20 protein-coding genes and 1 other annotated feature are annotated in these 17,835 nt (G+C 35.0%); of the genes, 5 read left to right on the top strand and 15 right to left on the bottom strand.

From position 1 onward, the window contains the following. Positions 1-35: 35 nt before the first annotated feature. The 4 genes from AC6HVZ_RS03365 to AC6HVZ_RS03350 all read left to right on the top strand — a co-directional run bounded on the left by AC6HVZ_RS03365 (position 36) and on the right by AC6HVZ_RS03350 (position 3,970). Positions 36-1,259, top strand: coding sequence for an ABC transporter permease (locus tag AC6HVZ_RS03365; protein WP_497556722.1), 1,224 nt, complete (start codon positions 36-38; stop codon positions 1,257-1,259). Continuing rightward, complete coding sequence (locus AC6HVZ_RS03360) at positions 1,256-2,389, top strand: ABC transporter permease (RefSeq protein WP_497556721.1); 1,134 nt, start codon at positions 1,256-1,258, stop codon at positions 2,387-2,389. Before AC6HVZ_RS03365 ends, AC6HVZ_RS03360 begins: the two co-directional genes overlap by 4 nt. After that, positions 2,382-3,053 (top strand): ABC transporter ATP-binding protein, encoded by a 672-nt coding sequence (locus AC6HVZ_RS03355; RefSeq protein ID WP_497556720.1) that lies wholly within the window; start codon positions 2,382-2,384, stop codon positions 3,051-3,053. Before AC6HVZ_RS03360 ends, AC6HVZ_RS03355 begins: the two co-directional genes overlap by 8 nt. A gap of 296 nt (positions 3,054-3,349) precedes the next feature. Then, positions 3,350-3,970 carry a lytic transglycosylase domain-containing protein gene (locus tag AC6HVZ_RS03350; RefSeq protein WP_497556719.1) on the top strand — a complete coding sequence of 207 codons (621 nt, stop codon included), beginning with the start codon at positions 3,350-3,352 and terminating at the stop codon, positions 3,968-3,970. An 84-nt stretch (positions 3,971-4,054) separates the two neighbouring features. Here the strand turns inward: AC6HVZ_RS03350 and AC6HVZ_RS03345 are convergent, their stop codons facing one another. From AC6HVZ_RS03345 to AC6HVZ_RS03330, 4 genes are all read right to left on the bottom strand, one after another. After that, the gene (locus tag AC6HVZ_RS03345) at positions 4,055-4,492 is read right to left on the bottom strand and encodes a hypothetical protein (protein ID WP_497556718.1); all 438 of its coding nucleotides are present in this window, start codon (positions 4,490-4,492) and stop codon (positions 4,055-4,057) included. Positions 4,493-4,744: 252 nt separating this feature from the next. Continuing rightward, the gene (locus tag AC6HVZ_RS03340) at positions 4,745-5,722 is read right to left on the bottom strand and encodes a ring-cleaving dioxygenase (RefSeq protein WP_497556717.1); all 978 of its coding nucleotides are present in this window, start codon (positions 5,720-5,722) and stop codon (positions 4,745-4,747) included. Between the two features lie 157 nt (positions 5,723-5,879). Further along, a complete protein-coding gene (locus AC6HVZ_RS03335) occupies positions 5,880-6,965 on the bottom strand; it encodes a M42 family metallopeptidase (protein ID WP_497556716.1) in 1,086 nt (361 codons plus the stop codon). 76 nt (positions 6,966-7,041) lie between these two features. Beyond that, entirely contained in the window at positions 7,042-7,527 is a 486-nt protein-coding gene (locus tag AC6HVZ_RS03330) for a dUTP diphosphatase (protein WP_497556715.1), read from the bottom strand. 346 nt (positions 7,528-7,873) lie between these two features. Here AC6HVZ_RS03330 and AC6HVZ_RS03325 point away from each other — a divergent pair, with 346 nt between their 5' ends. After that, positions 7,874-8,266, top strand: a complete 393-nt coding sequence (locus tag AC6HVZ_RS03325; RefSeq protein ID WP_497556714.1) for a sigma-w pathway protein ysdB — start codon at positions 7,874-7,876, stop codon at positions 8,264-8,266. Between the two features lie 41 nt (positions 8,267-8,307). Here AC6HVZ_RS03325 and AC6HVZ_RS03320 read toward each other — a convergent pair whose 3' ends face one another. From AC6HVZ_RS03320 to AC6HVZ_RS03270, 11 genes are all read right to left on the bottom strand, one after another. After that, positions 8,308-8,880, bottom strand: coding sequence for a TVP38/TMEM64 family protein (locus AC6HVZ_RS03320; RefSeq protein ID WP_497556713.1), 573 nt, complete (start codon positions 8,878-8,880; stop codon positions 8,308-8,310). 83 nt (positions 8,881-8,963) lie between these two features. Further along, positions 8,964-9,242, bottom strand: a complete 279-nt coding sequence (locus AC6HVZ_RS03315) for a DUF1294 domain-containing protein (RefSeq protein ID WP_497556712.1) — start codon at positions 9,240-9,242, stop codon at positions 8,964-8,966. A gap of 86 nt (positions 9,243-9,328) precedes the next feature. Further along, positions 9,329-9,685 carry a 50S ribosomal protein L20 gene (gene rplT, locus AC6HVZ_RS03310; protein WP_497556711.1) on the bottom strand — a complete coding sequence of 119 codons (357 nt, stop codon included), beginning with the start codon at positions 9,683-9,685 and terminating at the stop codon, positions 9,329-9,331. Between the two features lie 156 nt (positions 9,686-9,841). Next, on the bottom strand, positions 9,842-10,039 hold the full coding sequence (gene rpmI, locus AC6HVZ_RS03305) for a 50S ribosomal protein L35 (RefSeq protein WP_497556710.1): 198 nt from the start codon (positions 10,037-10,039) through the stop codon (positions 9,842-9,844). A gap of 70 nt (positions 10,040-10,109) precedes the next feature. Then, on the bottom strand, positions 10,110-10,613 hold the full coding sequence (gene infC, locus AC6HVZ_RS03300; RefSeq protein WP_497556821.1) for a translation initiation factor IF-3: 504 nt from the start codon (positions 10,611-10,613) through the stop codon (positions 10,110-10,112). A 73-nt stretch (positions 10,614-10,686) separates the two neighbouring features. Further along, positions 10,687-10,816 (bottom strand) — a sequence feature (ribosomal protein L20 leader region). Positions 10,817-10,956: 140 nt separating this feature from the next. Next, entirely contained in the window at positions 10,957-12,903 is a 1,947-nt protein-coding gene (thrS, locus tag AC6HVZ_RS03295) for a threonine--tRNA ligase (protein WP_497556709.1), read from the bottom strand. 497 nt (positions 12,904-13,400) lie between these two features. Then, a complete protein-coding gene (gene ytxC, locus AC6HVZ_RS03290) occupies positions 13,401-14,258 on the bottom strand; it encodes a putative sporulation protein YtxC (protein WP_497556708.1) in 858 nt (285 codons plus the stop codon). Positions 14,259-14,400: 142 nt separating this feature from the next. Beyond that, positions 14,401-15,330 (bottom strand): primosomal protein DnaI, encoded by a 930-nt coding sequence (dnaI, locus tag AC6HVZ_RS03285; RefSeq protein WP_497556707.1) that lies wholly within the window; start codon positions 15,328-15,330, stop codon positions 14,401-14,403. 262 nt (positions 15,331-15,592) lie between these two features. Continuing rightward, complete coding sequence (locus AC6HVZ_RS03280) at positions 15,593-16,933, bottom strand: replication initiation and membrane attachment family protein (RefSeq protein ID WP_497556706.1); 1,341 nt, start codon at positions 16,931-16,933, stop codon at positions 15,593-15,595. A 12-nt stretch (positions 16,934-16,945) separates the two neighbouring features. Beyond that, the gene (gene nrdR / locus AC6HVZ_RS03275; protein ID WP_497556705.1) at positions 16,946-17,410 is read right to left on the bottom strand and encodes a transcriptional regulator NrdR; all 465 of its coding nucleotides are present in this window, start codon (positions 17,408-17,410) and stop codon (positions 16,946-16,948) included. Positions 17,411-17,435: 25 nt separating this feature from the next. Beyond that, on the bottom strand, positions 17,436-17,834 hold the full coding sequence (locus tag AC6HVZ_RS03270; protein ID WP_497556704.1) for a cytosolic protein: 399 nt from the start codon (positions 17,832-17,834) through the stop codon (positions 17,436-17,438). Position 17,835: the final 1 nt, after the last annotated feature.

The following is a 17,835-nucleotide window of genomic DNA, read 5'->3' as shown; positions in this document are numbered from 1 at the left end:
TTACTGCTAAGCATAAATGAAATGGAAGTGCCTGTATGAAGTTCGTCAAACACTTACTTTTATTTATTAAAAATAATTTTTTGCAGCTTAAGAGGAAGTGGCTATCACTTCCTCTTCTTTTGCTTTTTCCAATAGTAATCGTTGGCCTTGTTGCCGGCCTAATAATCACCTTCATCACACCTGCTGATAGTGATCCAATTCATGTTGGCTTAGTGAATAACGATCAATCAGCAGAAACACAATTGGTAGTGGAACTGATTGCTCAATCAACTGAGCTCGGTTCATTCATTCAAATAGATAAATTGTCAGAAGCTGAAGCCAGTAATGCCATTAATAAAGATGAGTTAACCTCATATATAATCTTTCCGAATAACTTTACAAACAATTTATATCAAGGAGAACCTGTTGAACTTCCAATTGTTGCAAACCCAAACAGATCAACTGAAAGTTACCTAGTGAAAGAACTGATTGAAAGCATAACACGACATATTAGTGCCTCACAGGCAAATATATTAACAATTAATTACTATGCAAAAGAGCTCAATATCGATGATGATATACGAAATAATCTATTATTTGAACAGTTTAAAGAGTTTTTATTTTATACGATAGGTAAGGATAAAATAATAAATGAACAGGAAATAACAAATAATGCAACTGCGTCCCCGATTCATTACTATGGATTAGCCAGTTGGTTCATTATTCTAACAATCTGGCTTTTAGCTATATATAATTTTCTTTGTAAAGAAAACACGATTCGCATGAAGCAGCGAATGAAGCTTTACGGAATTACTGATCGACTGCAAATCACGGCAAGAATGATTGTTTCCCTTCTGGTTACTATGTTATTTTCTGCTAGCTTCTTTGCTATACTAAAACATTTGCTGGAATGGAATATGATTTTAGAGGATTATATAAGAATATCTTTTCTCTTATTATTATATAGCATCCTATTCCTCACAATTTTGGCAATTATAGAGGTTATTATTCCATCACAGAAATTTCGGCTGCTTGGACAATCTTTCCTCACTGGATTATTTTTGTTCGTTAGTGGTGCTATCATACCTACTATATATCTTCCTGTACAATTTCAGCAGATTTTACCATATTTCTTTTCATTTGAGGCTTTAAGCTGGTTACAGGAAATTTTACTTAATGATCGCTTATATGCAGATTTATATCCCTTATTAATCATGAGTATAGCAGGATTATTCCTACTCTATGGGATTTCAATTTGGAAGGAGCGTGTTCAGGAATGATTAACACACTAAAAACACGCCTTATTCATTGGAAGAAGCAAATTTTCTCATTACTTTTTTGGCTGCTTTTTCCTATGGTTACAACAATCTTAGTTATTAATATAACCAGTGCAATTCAGGATGACAGTAAGGTTCCGGTCGGTATTGTTTTGGAAGAAAACACACCACTCGCTAAAGATCTGGTGGCTTCTATTAAACAAACACCATTTATAAGAGTCTATGAAACGACGAAAGAAGATGCGCTTCTAAAAATAGAACAGCATAAACTGGATAGTGCTTTTGTGATTAAGGCAGGCTATGATGAACAAGTTCGAAAAGGCAGTAGAAATCGCCTAATATCCAGCTATCAATCTGATTTGTCATTTGCATTTACACCTGTATCGGAAATGATTATCTCCTATGTCCAGCAGGATACAGGAAGATCAAAAGCAGCCTATACAGTTAAGAATCTAAGTGACAGCACGGGGTCAAGCCAGCAATGGTCCTGGGAAGAAGTAGTGGCTAAAAGCAAAGAAGTTGAGGCAGAAGAAAATCTGCTTCAAACGACATTTACTTTTGCTGATGCAGGACAGGAAAATGATGAAAACCCAATTACAATATGGAAACCGTGGAGACTATGGGTCGTCTTTAGTATTTTAAGTACCCTTCTCTTATTTGATTGGTGCATTAAGGAAAACAGACCGAGCCTTGCTCCAAGATTTGCATTTATCCGGATTGCTTTCAAAAATTATATAGTAATAAACGTATTATTCTATACAATATTATTATTTATCTTTGATCTGATCGCAGCAGGTGCTTTCTTTCTGTTTTTAAAGGAACCATTCAACCTGCACTCGCTTGGCGTAATTCTTTCTTATCGTTTGATGTTAAATGCAGGTGCTTTTCTATTGGCATTATGCTTTAAAAATGTTTATTTGTTTTACAGCATTTCTTTTGTTATTACATTATTAATCGCCATTACCAGTGGCGCTATTTTACCAATCGATGGTGTTGTTCAAAAGTATCAATGGCTGGAATACTTAAATCCACTTGCTGCTTTTCTATCGAATAAAATAAGTGTTACTTGGTTAATTATATTTAGTTTCATCATTGGTTTATGGCATGTAAGAAAGGAGAAATCCGGTGCTTAACATAAATAATTTATCAAAAAACTATGGGAGAAAATCAATCCTGTCATCCATCTCCTTCTCTGTTCAACAAGGAGAAATCATTGGGCTTGTTGGTGAAAACGGTGCAGGAAAATCCACACTATTACATATCCTGGCAACCATCCAAAAGCCCACAGATGGTGTTATTACCTTAAATAACATGTCCTATGACAAGAACAAAAAGGTTATCCGAAAACAAATTGGCTTTGTTCCACAGGATATCGCAATATGGGATGAATTTACGGTGGCAGAAAACATGATTTTCTTTGAAAAATTATCCTGGAAAAAAAAGAGTATAAAAGAATTAAAGCAGCTGTGTTTGAACATGGAACTTGATAAATGGAAAGAACCAACGAAAATTTTGTCCGGTGGAATGAAACGTAAACTGAATCTGGCTATCAGCCTAATCCATGACCCAAAGCTTCTATTGCTGGACGAGCCTACGGTTGGAATTGACCTGAAATCCCGAAAAGAAATTGGCAGCTATTTAAAGAACCAGGCCCTAAACAAAAAAAAATCAATCGTTTATACCTCCCATGATATGGATGAAATCATCAGCCTATGTGATCGTGTGATTTGCATTGGCGAGGATCCCTTTTATAAAAATATATTAATAAATTCGGGAAAAGAAATAATTTCTTTTTAATTGTAAGCTTTTTTCCGTAGGTTTCGGAACTCATCCCACCACAATACTATTGCTTTTTTATCTTCAAAGTAGATTAATAAGACGACATTATGCTAAGTTGTTTTCCGCTACAAATCGTAGCGGACCTATTACTTTTGATTTTACGTTGACTTTTATATCTTTTCAGCAAAAACAATAAATCTATCTGTGGGACGAATAACCACTTCAGACCTAATCTATTAGAATACAGCATAATTTTATTGCTTTATTCAGCTTCTCTAAGTACTATAAGTATATACGACTAAGGGGGATTTCAGATGGAGATAAGGGATTTGCAGCAAATGATTCAATACCAGGCAATGGCGATAATGGCATCCAATAATAATACACGCAAAAACCATTCCCCAATGGTTGATTTAGTATTTAGACAATTACTTCAAGAAAAAATAAATAATGCTTCTGCACTTAATCATGCAAATGTACAGCCAGGCAGAGATGACTTTACTGCCACATACATAGCAGCACTTACTCCTTCAAATGCCATAGAAAGTGTTGCAGGAGCAACTCAATATGACACATACATAAGTGAAGCTGCGAGTAAATATGGCATTAGTGAAAAGCTCATCCATTCTGTAATTCAAACAGAATCGAATTATAATGTAAATGCCAGAAGCAGTGCCGGTGCTATGGGGTTAATGCAATTAATGCCGGCAACAGCCAAAGGTCTTGGAGTTACAAACCCATTTGATTCGAAGCAAAATATTAATGGCGGAACCAAGTATTTGAGCCAAATGCTGAGCCGTTACAATGGAAATATTGAATTAGCACTCGCCGCATATAATGCCGGACCCGGAAATGTGGATAGATATCAGGGAATCCCACCATTTAAAGAAACACAAAATTATGTGAAGAAAGTAATGGCTTCTTATTTAGTATAAGAAAACCATTTGATAAAAGGAACTTCAGCAATAGTTGAAGTTCTGTTCACATTAGTAGCTTCAACTCAACTCTACTTTCAAATATTACAAATTCCGCTTATTCTTAGGAAAGTAAATACTGAGAGCTGTGATGATTAGAATTGGAATTAAAAAGATAGCAGCTAAGCCTGAGAAATGACTTGTTTCTTTTCCAAACGTATACTCTGCCTCTCTGACCGCTTTTTTATACTTGCCATCGTTTTCTTGTACTGCAATCGCTTCATCTGTACTTATTCCTCTGATTGAGTAATATTTAGTACCTTCCCTATACGTATTTGAGAAGTTACCAGCATACTGCTCCATATCTGAATACTTTTTGACTTCTCCAATTTCGCTGCCAATTTCCTGGACATACTCATTACCCACTACATAAATATATTCATCCCAAACTACAAACGGATATGCCCAGGATGTAGCAAATAGCTTCCCCGGAAAAAAAGAAGCAACTATAATAAATAATATTAGAAGAAAACGAAACTTCATGAAATCTCCCCCTTTTATTTCAGTAGACGATTAATAGGGGGTATAGTTACATCATTGATAACAAAATGATCCTATTTTACTAAAAATTAAAGGTAAATTCGCACTAATTTTTCAGATGATTTAACATTCTTAATACAATTATATAAGTGAAATGAGTTCTCTAATACTTATAAACATAAGCAGATACAATCCTAGATAGAATTGTACCTGCCTTGAAAGAGTTAATTCTATTTAAATACTTTTGATCTCACCCTACTCCTTCTTAAATTCTTTCGTACTTCTTACTGTATCAATTGGACGAACCATTTTTTCGATTTCTTCACGTTTTGGCTCTAAAAACGGAGGCAGCGATAATTTTTCTCCTAATGTTTCATAAGATTCGTCCCCCATAAATCCTGGCCCATCTGTTGCAAATTCAAATAAGATTTGTGGTGCAACATTAGAATATAAAGAACCAAAGAAATGACGTTCCACAAAGCCTGATGTTTGGAAACCAAAGCGACGCATATGATTATCCCATTCTTCTAATACTGAACGATCCTCGACTCGGAATGCTGTATGATGGACTGTACCAAATCCCTGCCTTGCCAACGGAAGATCTGGATTGAACTCTACAATTACTTGAGCACCATTTCCCCCTTTTCCAACTTCAAATAGATGAAAATCACCTTCATTAGCTATCTCATTAAATAACAAAACTTTCTCCAGCATTTCTTTAAAGTAATCAAAGTTAGCAATTCGAACAAAAATTGGCCCTAACCCAGTGATTGCATACTCTAAAGGAACAGGACCTTCCTGCCATGGTGTGCCTGCAGCTACCCCTTTATTATTTTCATCTGAAATCAATTGATAATGCTGATCATCGAAATCCACAAAAGAAATTGTTATCTTGCCAAACTGCTCCTTTTTACCAGTGTGTTTCACTTCCAAACGGTCAAACCGCTTTACCCAATATTCAATTGCCGCATCACTTGGTACACGAAACGAGGTTTTAGAAATTTCATTTGTACCATGTACGCCTTTAGGGATACCAGGGAAATCGAAGAAAGTCATATCTGTTCCCGGGCTTCCTGTATCATCGGCAAAAAATAAATGGTACGTTTGAATATCATCCTGATTCACTGTTTTCTTCACTAAACGCATACCCAAAACATATGTGAAAAACTCATAGTTCTTTTCCGCACTGCTTGTAATTGCAGTTACGTGGTGTATTCCTTTTAATTCGTTCATTATATATTCCTCCTGTATACCTTATTGTTCACTTATTTCTAGAATATACCTTTAATTAAAATATGTTTAATTAAGTATAAATGTATCATTGATATTTTTTATCGTCAATAAAAAAGTATTAAAAAAGATCAGCAGCAGAGCCACTGATCTTTTTCATTTATCCAAAAACAATTTCATTTACTTTTTCACGATCCAGTTTTTTAATTGCTTCTACAATTAACTTAACCGCATTTTCAAAATCATCACGGTGTAGTATTGCTGCATGGGAATGAATGTAGCGTGATGCGATTGTAATTGATAATGATGGTACTCCATTTGCTGTCAGATGGATGGAACCGGAGTCTGTTCCTCCACCAGCAATTGATGTATATTGATAAGGAATGTTGTTTTCATCAGCAGTCCTTACAATGAAGTCACGCACGCCTTTATGTGAAACCATTGATGCATCATATAAAATTATTTGTGGTCCTTTTCCTAATTTACTATCAGCTTCCTGATCTGAAATGCCTGGAGTGTCTCCTGCGATACCTACATCCACCCCAAAGCCAATATCCGGTTCAATTTTATTTGCAGCAGTTTTTGCGCCGCGCAAGCCAACTTCTTCCTGAATGGTTCCCACACCATACACGATATTTGGATGGTCAACATCTTTTAGCTGCTTTAATACTTCAATTGCAATAGCGCAGCCGATTCTATTATCCCATGCCTTTGCCAACAGCATTTTCTCATTTTTGAGTTGCGTAAATTCAAAGTAAGGGACGATAGAATTACCAGGTTTCACACCGAAATCCAAGGCTTCCTCTTTGCTTGCTGCGCCGATATCAATAAACATATCTTTTATATCTATTGGCTTCTTACGTGCTTCTGCTGAAAGAATATGGGGTGGTTTTGAACCAATAACACCAGTCACATCCCCCTTTTCTCCCATGATCGTTACACGTTGTGCAAGCATAACTTGGCTCCACCAGCCGCCAACTGTCTGGAAGTAGACAAATCCTTTATCATCAATACGGGTTACCATAAAACCAACTTCATCCAAGTGCCCGGCCACCATAATTTTAGGTCCAACTTCTTTACCTATTTTCTTAGCTATCAGGCTCCCAAGATTATCTGTAAATACTTCATCAGCATATGGTGTAATATATTTTTCCATTACATCCCTTGGTTCTTTTTCATTTCCGGGAATACCTTTTGCGTCTGTTAGATCTTTTAGCATTGTCAATGTCTCTTCAAGTTTAGGCATATGTATTCAAATCCTCCTTTTTTAATAACACAATTATAACTGTTTTCATTAAAATAACAAAATAGTTAAAGTTGTTTTAATAGCCTTGATTCTGTCTCTCATAATTAATTTCATTTTTTTTCAAGTATGCCTGTTGAATATCTGATTCGCTAAAGCCAAGAAGACACCCAAGCTGGAGGAAATTTTTGAACACTTTTTCAAAATTTAATTTTGTTGGATTTTGCTTGAAAATAGTACATGCCTCAAATACAATATTAAACTGTTCTGTTTCAGTAAATGCAACTAGATTTAGAGGTTTGGTATCATATTTATAACCTTTCTCAATTCCAAGAGATAAAATGAAGTGGAGCCCATCAACATATTCCTCCAGAATGATATTTTTTTCATTTCGTGGTTTTTTACTCCAAAATTTAAAACATCTTGTTTCATTAGCCAGCTCTCCAAGTTCAACTAATAATGCCAAATATTTCTCCTGAAAAATATCCCTATTTCCCAAATTATGATTCGACTCAATGTATTTATCTAATTCTTTCTGCATCAAAAAAAGTTTATCCCAGTTCAATTATTTTCCCTCTTTTCTCTTTTTTAAAAAATTACTTTCTAAAAGATTGTTGTGACCGCCGACGATCGTCCCACCACAAAGGGTAGTTTCGCCATAAAAAACAGCAACTTCAACGTACACTAAATTGTTTTCCACTGCGGATCATTGCTTTTTAGCAGCACAGCTTCAGTCCTTATAAAAATAGCCCTTTTTATGATTGTACCATTAAAAAACAAAAGCGAAAACGTACAACATTTTAGTAGCCTATTTATCATTTTAATAATTTTTATAGAAAAATAGTGAAACCTAGTTATTGGGTAAAACGTACAAGAAGAGAAGACAATAATTAACAGGGAGACGGTTGGTTATGATTGTATTATTATTTCGTATACTTATTCTTATTGCACTAGCTCTCCTCGTCTATACTTGGATTCAGTATTATCGCAATCCAGAGAGACGACTCCGTATTGCGAAAGAAACAAACGAATTTTATTTTTTAGATGAACCAGATAATAATAAGAAAAATGTCCAATTTGTTTATAAAGGCTGCTTGTTTCAAGGAGAAAAATATGTAGGGACAACAGAGGATTCCTTTGAAGTTGTCGATATCCATGTTGTGGTTAACAATTCCTTGGAATTACGTGGACTTACACGTGATGACTTATATTTTCTCGAAAATGAAATTCTTTTACGTTATCCACATGCAAAAATCGAATGGAAGCATCCGATAAATCAATTATTACTTACCACCATAGAATAAAGACACTCATCTGGCAGGAGGTCAGATAAGTGTCTTTTTATTTATGTGCTTACCTGGAAGAAATCTTGCCATTTTATAATCATTTCCTTTCGTCTTAATACATAAATGAATAGTAGTAATACAATTAAAAATAAGAAGATATATAATGGGGTTAACTTGGAAATCCATCCACCGATAGAAGTGTAAACAAATGCTAAAGGAATATTGGATAATAAAGATGATTTCGTATAATCCTTAAAGCTTCCGGAGATTTCAATTAAACACAGTGATAATAAATGAAAGTGAATAAATGGTACCAAGCGAAGTAAGGTAATTTGTGGTGTCGTTAATTCCGAATGTTTACCGATCATTTTTTGTTTTACTTTTACAAGCTTTTTAAATGTTTTTGGCATCCATTTTATAATAAAATAAAAAATGATACTGGACAACGTAATACCTATAAGAGAATAGACCGTTCCAGCAACAGGACCAAACAAAATCCCTCCTGAAATACAGATGAAAACGACAGGAAGAAAAAATAATGGCCGGAGTAAATGAAAACTAATGAACAGGATTGGGGCAAAAAGTCCACCTGTTTCAATAAAAGCCATTACATAATTCCCGAAGATCTCCATAACATTCCCCCTTTATATAATATCAATGTGTGTCATATGAAACTGAAGTCTCCTAGTACATGTATATGACAAGAGACGAGCCTTTATGACATGGAAGGGAAAATGAATATAAAGATAACTGCATTTAAAATAATAAGTAACGGCATCCCAACAGTAAATGAACGATGTTTTGTTTTATGTCGGAAAGCTTTCATTCCAATGAACGAGCCAACTGCCCCACCAATGAGTGAAAGCAGCCAAAAGGTTCTCTCAGGTATACGATATTGATGTTTTTTTGCTTTTTGTTTGTCTGCTCCCATCAACAAAAAAGTAATCATATTAACACCTGCTAAGTAAGTTAACATAGTATTTATTTCACCCATTACTTCACTTCCTCTATTTTATTTAAATAAGGAAAAAGATCAAATCCAAGTACAAACATACGGATTTGATCCTTCATTTCGAAAATTTATTTTAAAGCGTCTTTTGCTTTATCAGCTAATTGAGCAAATGCTTTTTCATCATTAATAGCAAGATCCGACAGCATTTTACGATTAACTTCAATCCCTGCAACTTTTAATCCATGCATTAGTTTGCTATATGAAAGATTATTCAAACGAGCTGCAGCATTAATACGAGTGATCCAAAGTTTGCGGAAATCACGTTTTTTCTGTCTGCGGTCACGATATGCATATTGACCTGATTTCATTACTTGTTGTTTTGCTGTTTTAAATAATGTTCTTTTCGAACCATAATAACCTTTTGCTAGTTTAAGGACGCGTTTACGACGTTTGCGTGTTACTGTTCCACCTTTTACACGTGGCATTTTAATTCCCTCCTATATTACAATCAAAATCATTTTTAATTAGTGGTAGTTCAAAAGGTACGGTAAAAATGATACATCGATGGTTCTAGTTAGCTTGTTTCTCCGCTCCTTTTTATCCTCCCTCTTGAACACGTTCTTTTAGATTAGAGCTTCCTATTATTTATTAGGTATCATTGCTTTAATTCGTTTGTAATCTCCTGCTGATACAATTGTACTTTTCCGAAGTTTGCGTTTTTGTTTTTGCGATTTATTTGCAAACATATGACTTGTATACGCATGTGAGCGTTTCAATTTTCCAGAACCTGTCCTTTTAAAACGTTTTTGAGAACCTTTATGGGTTTTCATTTTAGGCATAATAATTTCCTCCTTGTGATGTTTGTTTAAAAGTTCACGACATTGATCACCCTATTATAAGCATGCATAATTATTTTTCATTAATAGGAGCAAGCATCATAAACATATTACGACCTTCCATTTTAGGCTTGGTTTCAACCGTTGCGACATCTTTTACATCTTCAGCCATACGGTCTAATACCTCACGTCCAAGCTCTTTGTGTGTAATAGCACGTCCGCGAAAACGAACCGCTGCTTTTACTTTATCACCTTTTTCAAGGAACTTTCTAGCATTCTTTAATTTTGTTTCATAATCATGATCGCCAATTCCTGGAGTAAAACGAACTTCTTTTATATTAATAACTTTTTGTTTTTTACGAGCTTCTTTGTCCTTCTTTTGCTGCTCAAAACGATACTTACCGAAGTCCATGATACGACATACTGGTGGTTTTGCATTTGGTGCAACTAATACTAAATCCAAGTTCCTAGTTTGCGCAATATCCAGTGCTTCTTGACGTGATTTTACACCAAGCTGATCACCATTTGAGTCGATAAGACGTACTTCTCTAGCACGAATCTTTTCATTGACATTCATATCTTTGCTAATTGCCAGCCACCTCCAAATTATTATAAGTGTTACTGATCCTTCATTGACAAGTGAGTTTCTATGCATTAAAAAAGTGTGGGTACAATTATGCACCCACACATCTCCAAATAGTTTACTTAAAAGAGTTCTAAAACCAGTCGACAGCTTAGAAGCGTCAATCAGGTGAGAAGCGGGTGCTTCTACTTGTCTCAGATCATTTAGTTTTAATTCAACTTTTATAGAATAACATGAATAACTATTCCTGTCAAATAATTTTTTTATCATGTGCTTTTGACTACAACATTTTTCATTCAAGACAAAAGATGGCCGGGTATATGCCAAGCCAATATAGTTAATTACGTAATGCCTTTTCCTTTATTTCATTATTTATTAAAGCTGCAAAATCATCATAGTTCATCGTGTCGGACTGTTTTTCCCCATAACGTCGAACATTAACTGCATCTGCTTCTACTTCGTTATCACCGAGGACTAATGCAAATGGTATTTTTTGAGTTTGTGCTTCTCGTATTTTATAACCAATTTTTTCATCACGCTCATCAACTGTAACCCGTACACCTTGTAATTTTAATTTATCAGCAACCTTTTTTGCATAATCTAAATGTACTTGTGGGGAGACAGGAATTACTCTGACTTGAACTGGAGCCAGCCATGTTGGAAATGCTCCCTTATATTCTTCAATAAGAAATGCAACAAAACGTTCCATTGTTGAAACAACACCGCGGTGAATAACAACTGGACGGTGTTCCTTGCCATCCTCACCAATATAAGTTAAATCGAAACGCTCTGGCAGTTGATAATCAATCTGAACTGTAGACAATGTTTCATCTTTGCCCAATGCTGTTTTCACTTGCACATCAAGCTTAGGGCCATAGAATGCTGCTTCCCCTTCTGCTTCTACATAGTCTACTTCCATCTCTTCCATCGTTTCCTTTAGCAGGTTTTGCGCCTTTTCCCACATTTCATCATTATCAATGTATTTTTCTTTATCATCAGGATCACGATAAGAAAGGCGGAAATAGTAATCGCTTATACCGAAGTCCCTATATACTTTTTGCACAAGCTCAACAACTCGAATGAATTCATCTTTTAATTGATCTGGACGAGCAAAGATATGAGCGTCATTCAATGTCATTGCACGCACACGCTGGAGTCCTGCAAGTGCACCACTCATTTCATAACGATGCATTGTTCCGAGCTCGGCAATACGAACCGGCAAACTACGATAGCTCCATAATTGATTTTTAAATACCATCATGTGGTGCGGACAGTTCATTGGACGCAAAACAAGCTCCTCATTATCCATTTGCATGGTTGGAAACATATCATCCTGGTAATGCTCCCAGTGACCGCTTGTTTTGTATAGATCCACATTTGCCAATACAGGTGTATATACATGATCATAACCAAGGCGTTCTTCGATATCTACAATATAACGTTCAATCTGACGCCTGATTGTCGCACCCTTTGGCAACCAGAGTGGTAGACCTTGTCCAACTTTTTGATTTATTGTAAAGATATCCAGTTCCTTTCCGAGCTTACGATGATCACGTTCTTTGCGTTCTGCCAAAAGCTTCAGATAGTCTTCAACGTGTGATGCTTTTTCAAATGCTGTACCATAAATACGTTGCAATTGTTGATTATTACTATCTCCGCGCCAGTACGCACCAGATATACTTAATAGTTTAAATGCTTTTATTTTATTCGTAGATGGTACATGAATCCCTCTGCATAGATCAAAAAAATCACCCTGCTGATAAAGTGTTACCACCTCATCCTCTGGAATGGCATCAATCAATTCTAATTTAAGATCATCACCAATTTCACGGAACTTTTCTTTTGCTTTCTCTCTGGAAACTTCAATCCGTTTTATTTCAAGCGCCTCATCAACTATTCGTTTCATTTCTTTTTCTATTTTCGGAAGGTCTTCAGGAGTTAGCGATTGTTCCATTTCTATGTCATAATAGAAGCCCTCCTCAATGACTGGACCAACGCCAAATTTCACATCGCTATAAAGACGTTTTATTGCCTGTGCCATTAAATGCGCAGTAGAGTGACGCATAATTTCAATACCTTCCTGATTTTTATACGTAATGATTTCAATCTCTCCACCATTTGTCAGTTCACGTCTTAAATCGATTAGTTTCCCATCTAACTTAATAGCTAACGCTTGTTTCTTTAATCCCGAAGAAATAGAACCTGCTATTTCTTCTCCTGTTGTACCTGTAGGGAATTGCTTTACTGCCCCATCCGGGAATTGAATTGCGATTTCTTCTGCCATTACAATCACTCCTTAACTAAATTAAAAAAAGCCCATCCCTCTGCATTACCTGCAAAGGGACGAGCGTTTGTTGCATCGTGGTTCCACCCTGATTCCCGCGAGGACTAAGATCCTGCGGCTTTATTAATCTTTAACGCAGATGATACGCCACTATTTACTAATTAGTTCAATAGCAGGGTTCAAAGGTGGTAATTAGTTGAATGTATAGGGGAAGCTTTCAGCCATGGACTTCCTTCTCTAACTATACCATATCAATTTAATCATGTCCTTATCCTTACCTTTAAGAGGTTGTTCAAAAGTCCGGTAAAAATAACACTTCGAATTTCTTTGTTGGCTTGCTTTTTGTTTCTCACATATTAATTACATACGTTCCAATACTCAAAGCTAAGCCGCCTCGAACTTCTCGATCCTTTTTATCCTCCTTTTAAACACCATTATCACTTAAGTAATATATTATATAAACTGTATTATAGCCTCTGTTTATGATAAAATCAAGTTTATTTATATTCATTTTTAATATAGTACGGAAATGGAAATTTGCTAAATGGTTCGAAATCAACTTTTTCCTGAAAGACATTAATGACCGTCAATGTTTTTGGTTCTGACGGATGATCCCCATATATTTTTATTTTATTTGGTGCCATTGCAACCAAAGGAGCCAAATTCCATTCATCTTCATCCAACCCGACAATATACAGTGGTTCTTTTTGCATAAGCATACGTAATTCCATTTTCGTAAATCTTTTTCCATTTTGCTTAAAAAAAGTAAATGTATGCCCCTGCAATATATGAATCGTTTTAAAGCTTGGTTCTTTTTTAGAAATATATTCACGTAGCATATTGACAAACTCTTGATGATCCTCTTCCCGCTTGAATTCATCAATAGCCAAACCAACGTAATGGATAAGCTGGTTCTTAAAAGCCTTCAGACGAAATTTTACAATCGAATCAAAATGAATTGCTGTTGTATTTTTTATATTCGAAATAAACAGAGAATGCAGTAATTGACTTGGATCTTTATTATTTCGCACTTGTAGGCTGTCCCCATCTTCCCCCCTTAGAATCCATTGTGTTAATTCCAAAATCCTTTCCATCTCATCACGATTGGTATAATAATAAAATTCTTCGATAATATTTCTAATCATACTTCCCAATCGATGTGTAATAAAAACGTCAACCATTGATTTAGCTATTGTTTCCACAAGCTCATTTGTTTGGATAAATTCCTCAAATTGTAAATGATTCCCCCAATCTTCATTAGTTTTCCAATGCAATTCAATTTTTTTATTATAACGAAAGACCTGTTCACAAAAACGGATTACTTCTTTATCCGATTCAAAATATACCTCCAGCAATAAACATCACCCTCATCCAAGACCAAACTGTTACATTATATGGATGTATGGGATAAAAAATGTATAAACCAGGGAAACTAGTTATTTTAAAAAAACTACCATGAAAGTAGTGGATCTTTCATGATAGCTTTTATTCTATCTATTATTGTCTTCGGTTTTCACCAAATATTGGAACGTCTTTACTTACCTGTTTGATTCGTTCAATAATTCGCCCTGCTTTTACAGTTTCTACCCCTGTACGAGTAGTTGCCAACTGACTCTCCAATTGTTCCATATCATAATTGGATGTAAAGAACACTGGTAATCCTTCCATCATTCGATATTGAAGAATAGATCCTAGAATTTCATCACGGAACCAGGCAGACTGTAATTCAGCGCCAATGTCATCCAGCATTAATACATCAGCCTTCTTAAAATAGTCTATTTTTTCATTAATAGAGTCATCTTTGAGTGATGCTTTAATTTCCCGTACAAATTCAGGCATATAAATTAGTGTTGACGAAATATTAAACTCTTTCAATTTATTAGCAAGTGCCCCTAAAAAATAAGTCTTTCCAACACCAAAAGGACCGTAAAAATAGATTCCCTTTCTTGGAATCCCTTTTTCTGCCTTCCCGATGAATTGTATTAATTCACGTATAGCAGTATTTCGATCTGCATCATCATGGATAAGATCATCAATGGTTGCATTCAAAATCTCTTTTGGCATAAATAAGCTTTTAATTAACTTTTCCTGCTGTTTTTGTTTTTCATCTGCTATCTTAGTATGGCATTTTTCATAAGATAGATGAATTTCATTATTTACTACATGTAAAATAGGTGAATAGCCTTGTAGCATATTTTTACAGTTCTCGAATGAAGAACATCGGTCACATTGCTTGGACTGCGTTTTATATTCATATAATTTAATCAAGTTTTTATCGATTTCTCTTTGTGTGATATTCGGATGAAGTGATAAAAATTCTTTAACTTCCGGATCATTCAAAACATCATCTTTTATTTTATTATAGTTTTTCTGGAAATCACCATTTTTATGCATCCATTTTTTTAAAGTTGATTGGACTGGTTCCATTCTTTCACCCCCAGCTAATAGCGGTTGTTTAAAAAGGCCGATAAAAATGGGGTCATTGGGGATCATCTACAAGTACGAACGCTTCTTTGAAAACAAAAAAAACTCTTTTGCGTACGATACTATCCAGTGATGCTTCCTCGTGCTCGTAACCACACTGACCGAGAACTTCAACCACAGCACATAGGCCTAAAAGATAGGATGTCTGTGACTTTAGCCGGTCTCGATCCTTTTTAATCTTCTTTTTGAACATCCTTATAGTTATTTATTTTTTGCTAGAATACTGACGTAATAATGCAGCAATTTCTTCCTGTTCGTTTGTGTTATCTCTATTTCCGGATTTCTCTGTAGGTTTTTGTTGTTTTTGTTTTCGTTCTTTAAACCAGTCAGGAACAATTTCTTTCGTACCCGTTTTTCGATAATTAGATTTAACGTTTGCTCCTTTTTGATACTTTTCTTTTTCCTTTTTAGCAAATGCCATTGCTTCTTTTGCTGATTTTAAATTCGCTCTGGACCAATGACTCGCTATCTTCTCTAAATAAGCTCTGGAAAGCTTCATATTAGATTGTAATAAGACATAATGGATCAACACATTCATGACCGGAGATGGTAACCCTTGAGATACCATCACCTCCTGAATAACTTTCATATCTTGTGCAGAAGCTTGATTTCCACTTGATAAATCCTCTAATAATTGCTTTGGCGAAATTGTTTCCAATTCAAAAATAAGCTGTTCTTCCTTTGTTGTTGGTTTATAGTCTTTCGGCATCACAATTTTATTAGATAATTTTATAGTTGCATCATTATGCTTTGATTTAAATAAATCATGACAAGCTGTTTTAAATTCATCCGTATTCAAAATATTATCTTCTGTCAATGCCCATAGTATTGACTTTTCAATTTCATAGGATGCTAAATCATATAAAATCATCATTTGTGATATTAATTTACGATTAGTATTTGTTAATATCCTTTGCACTGGAATCATGCGCTGCTTCAACATCTGTTCAATCCATGAAAAGTCAATCCCGTTTTCTTTAAGTGCCTTTGTTTCAGGAACAATATTGGGTTCATGATTCTCTACTGACGGGGTAATTGTTTGAAATACATCCGTAAAAGATGCGGTTATATTTTTCCCATGCTGCTCAGTTGACTCATTATAATAGTGATTTTTTAATGCTAAAAATTTATTATCACCTATATGATGATATAGAAGCTGCGTTAGCATGGCATCCTTGAAGAAATTTTTGGGTGCAAAAGGGCTTTGCAGCTCATAAATATAAAAGTTATTGACAGCTGATTTTTTTTCATATGTCTTTAGTAAACCGATACCTTCAAGCTTTAACCTAGCTTTATATATTTCATCCAATGGTAAATTTAAATAATTCATTAATGTATGGTGAGTTTGTGGTGTTTTGTCATGCTGCAGCTCCATTTCGTGCAAAAGCGTCTGGTATAATACAACTGCTTGAATACCAATCAGCGGCTGGTATAAATGGGTTAAAGATTTTGCGTAATCTATTGGTAAATATTCTTTTAATAACACATAATATCCCTCAATAGGCAAGATTTTTCCTATATATTTCATTTCATCTAACCCTTTCATCAACTCTGGTACTTATTTCTTTTTATCTGTATTAATTAAATCCCTGAGTTCATCAAGAAAAACAGTTATATCTTTAAATTGGCGATAAACGGATGCAAATCGAACGTAGGCAACTTCATCTACATCGGAGAGCCTGTCCATTACCATTTCACCTATTTCATTACTGTCAATTTCTGATGGACCAAGATTACGGAGTTCTTTTTCCACATCGTAGGCTATTGCTTCAATTTTCTCAAGTGGAACTGGTCGTTTTTCACATGCCTTAATTAATCCGCGAATCAGTTTTTCCCGACTGAATTCCTGTCTTGCTCCATCTTTTTTTACAACTATTAAAGGTATTTCCTCAATCCGTTCAAATGTGGTAAAACGAAATCCGCATTGTTCACATTCTCTTCTTCTGCGAATAGATCGTCCTTCTTCAATTGGACGTGAATCAAGGACTTTAGTACTTTTATTGTGGCAATTTGAACATCTCACCTAAGTTCATCCCCATCCATCGTTTTTATCGATGTATTTTTGTTTTCTCAATTAGTGACAATTCTTTATTAGTTTGCGCATATAACTTCTGAATTAATTTAAAACTGTAACCAAAATCAAATGGAAGTACAGATTCTGTTGTTACAGAGAAATCAATGGCAGTTTGATATGGTCTTACCATAATCACTGTGGCAACAATAAATGCTTTCTTTCCTTTTTTAACATTTACACTAATCTCTCCATGTTCGTTTGAAATGGAATTAATGTCGTACGTTTGAGAACTTCTAAAATAATTCTCGAGCATCTGCATCCCTTTGTCTTTTGTTGTTTTATAATAATGTGTTTGAAGTGATGGATCCCAGTGCTCTTCTCTGGATTCCGAATGATTATTTAAATACTTTGAAATAGTATTGCGCAACGACATA

The sequence above is a fragment of the Oceanobacillus sp. NCCP-135 genome (assembly GCF_059698015.1).
Note: the sequence above shows the minus strand (reverse complement) of the source record. Positions and strands in the feature narration are given on the sequence as shown.

Bases quoted from the DNA above. Each gene is read 5' to 3' on its own strand.
- AC6HVZ_RS03345 (WP_497556718.1), bottom strand. From the start codon at position 4,492: ATGAAGTTTCGTTTTCTTCTAATATTATTTATTATAGTTGCTTCTTTT.
- AC6HVZ_RS03335 (WP_497556716.1), bottom strand. From the start codon at position 6,965: ATGCCTAAACTTGAAGAGACATTGACAATGCTAAAAGATCTAACAGAC.
- dnaI (WP_497556707.1), bottom strand. From the start codon at position 15,330: ATGGAACCAGTCCAATCAACTTTAAAAAAATGGATGCATAAAAATGGT.
- AC6HVZ_RS03350 (WP_497556719.1), top strand. From the start codon at position 3,350: ATGGAGATAAGGGATTTGCAGCAAATGATTCAATACCAGGCAATGGCG.
- AC6HVZ_RS03320 (WP_497556713.1), bottom strand. From the start codon at position 8,880: ATGGAGATCTTCGGGAATTATGTAATGGCTTTTATTGAAACAGGTGGA.
- AC6HVZ_RS03270 (WP_497556704.1), bottom strand. From the start codon at position 17,834: ATGTCGTTGCGCAATACTATTTCAAAGTATTTAAATAATCATTCGGAA.
- rpmI (WP_497556710.1), bottom strand. From the start codon at position 10,039: ATGCCTAAAATGAAAACCCATAAAGGTTCTCAAAAACGTTTTAAAAGG.
- AC6HVZ_RS03365 (WP_497556722.1), top strand. From the start codon at position 36: ATGAAGTTCGTCAAACACTTACTTTTATTTATTAAAAATAATTTTTTG.
- infC (WP_497556821.1), bottom strand. From the start codon at position 10,613: ATGAATGTCAATGAAAAGATTCGTGCTAGAGAAGTACGTCTTATCGAC.
- AC6HVZ_RS03315 (WP_497556712.1), bottom strand. From the start codon at position 9,242: ATGGGTGAAATAAATACTATGTTAACTTACTTAGCAGGTGTTAATATG.
- thrS (WP_497556709.1), bottom strand. From the start codon at position 12,903: ATGGCAGAAGAAATCGCAATTCAATTCCCGGATGGGGCAGTAAAGCAA.
- AC6HVZ_RS03325 (WP_497556714.1), top strand. From the start codon at position 7,874: ATGATTGTATTATTATTTCGTATACTTATTCTTATTGCACTAGCTCTC.
- AC6HVZ_RS03280 (WP_497556706.1), bottom strand. From the start codon at position 16,933: ATGAAAGGGTTAGATGAAATGAAATATATAGGAAAAATCTTGCCTATT.
- AC6HVZ_RS03360 (WP_497556721.1), top strand. From the start codon at position 1,256: ATGATTAACACACTAAAAACACGCCTTATTCATTGGAAGAAGCAAATT.
- rplT (WP_497556711.1), bottom strand. From the start codon at position 9,685: ATGCCACGTGTAAAAGGTGGAACAGTAACACGCAAACGTCGTAAACGC.
- AC6HVZ_RS03340 (WP_497556717.1), bottom strand. From the start codon at position 5,722: ATGAACGAATTAAAAGGAATACACCACGTAACTGCAATTACAAGCAGT.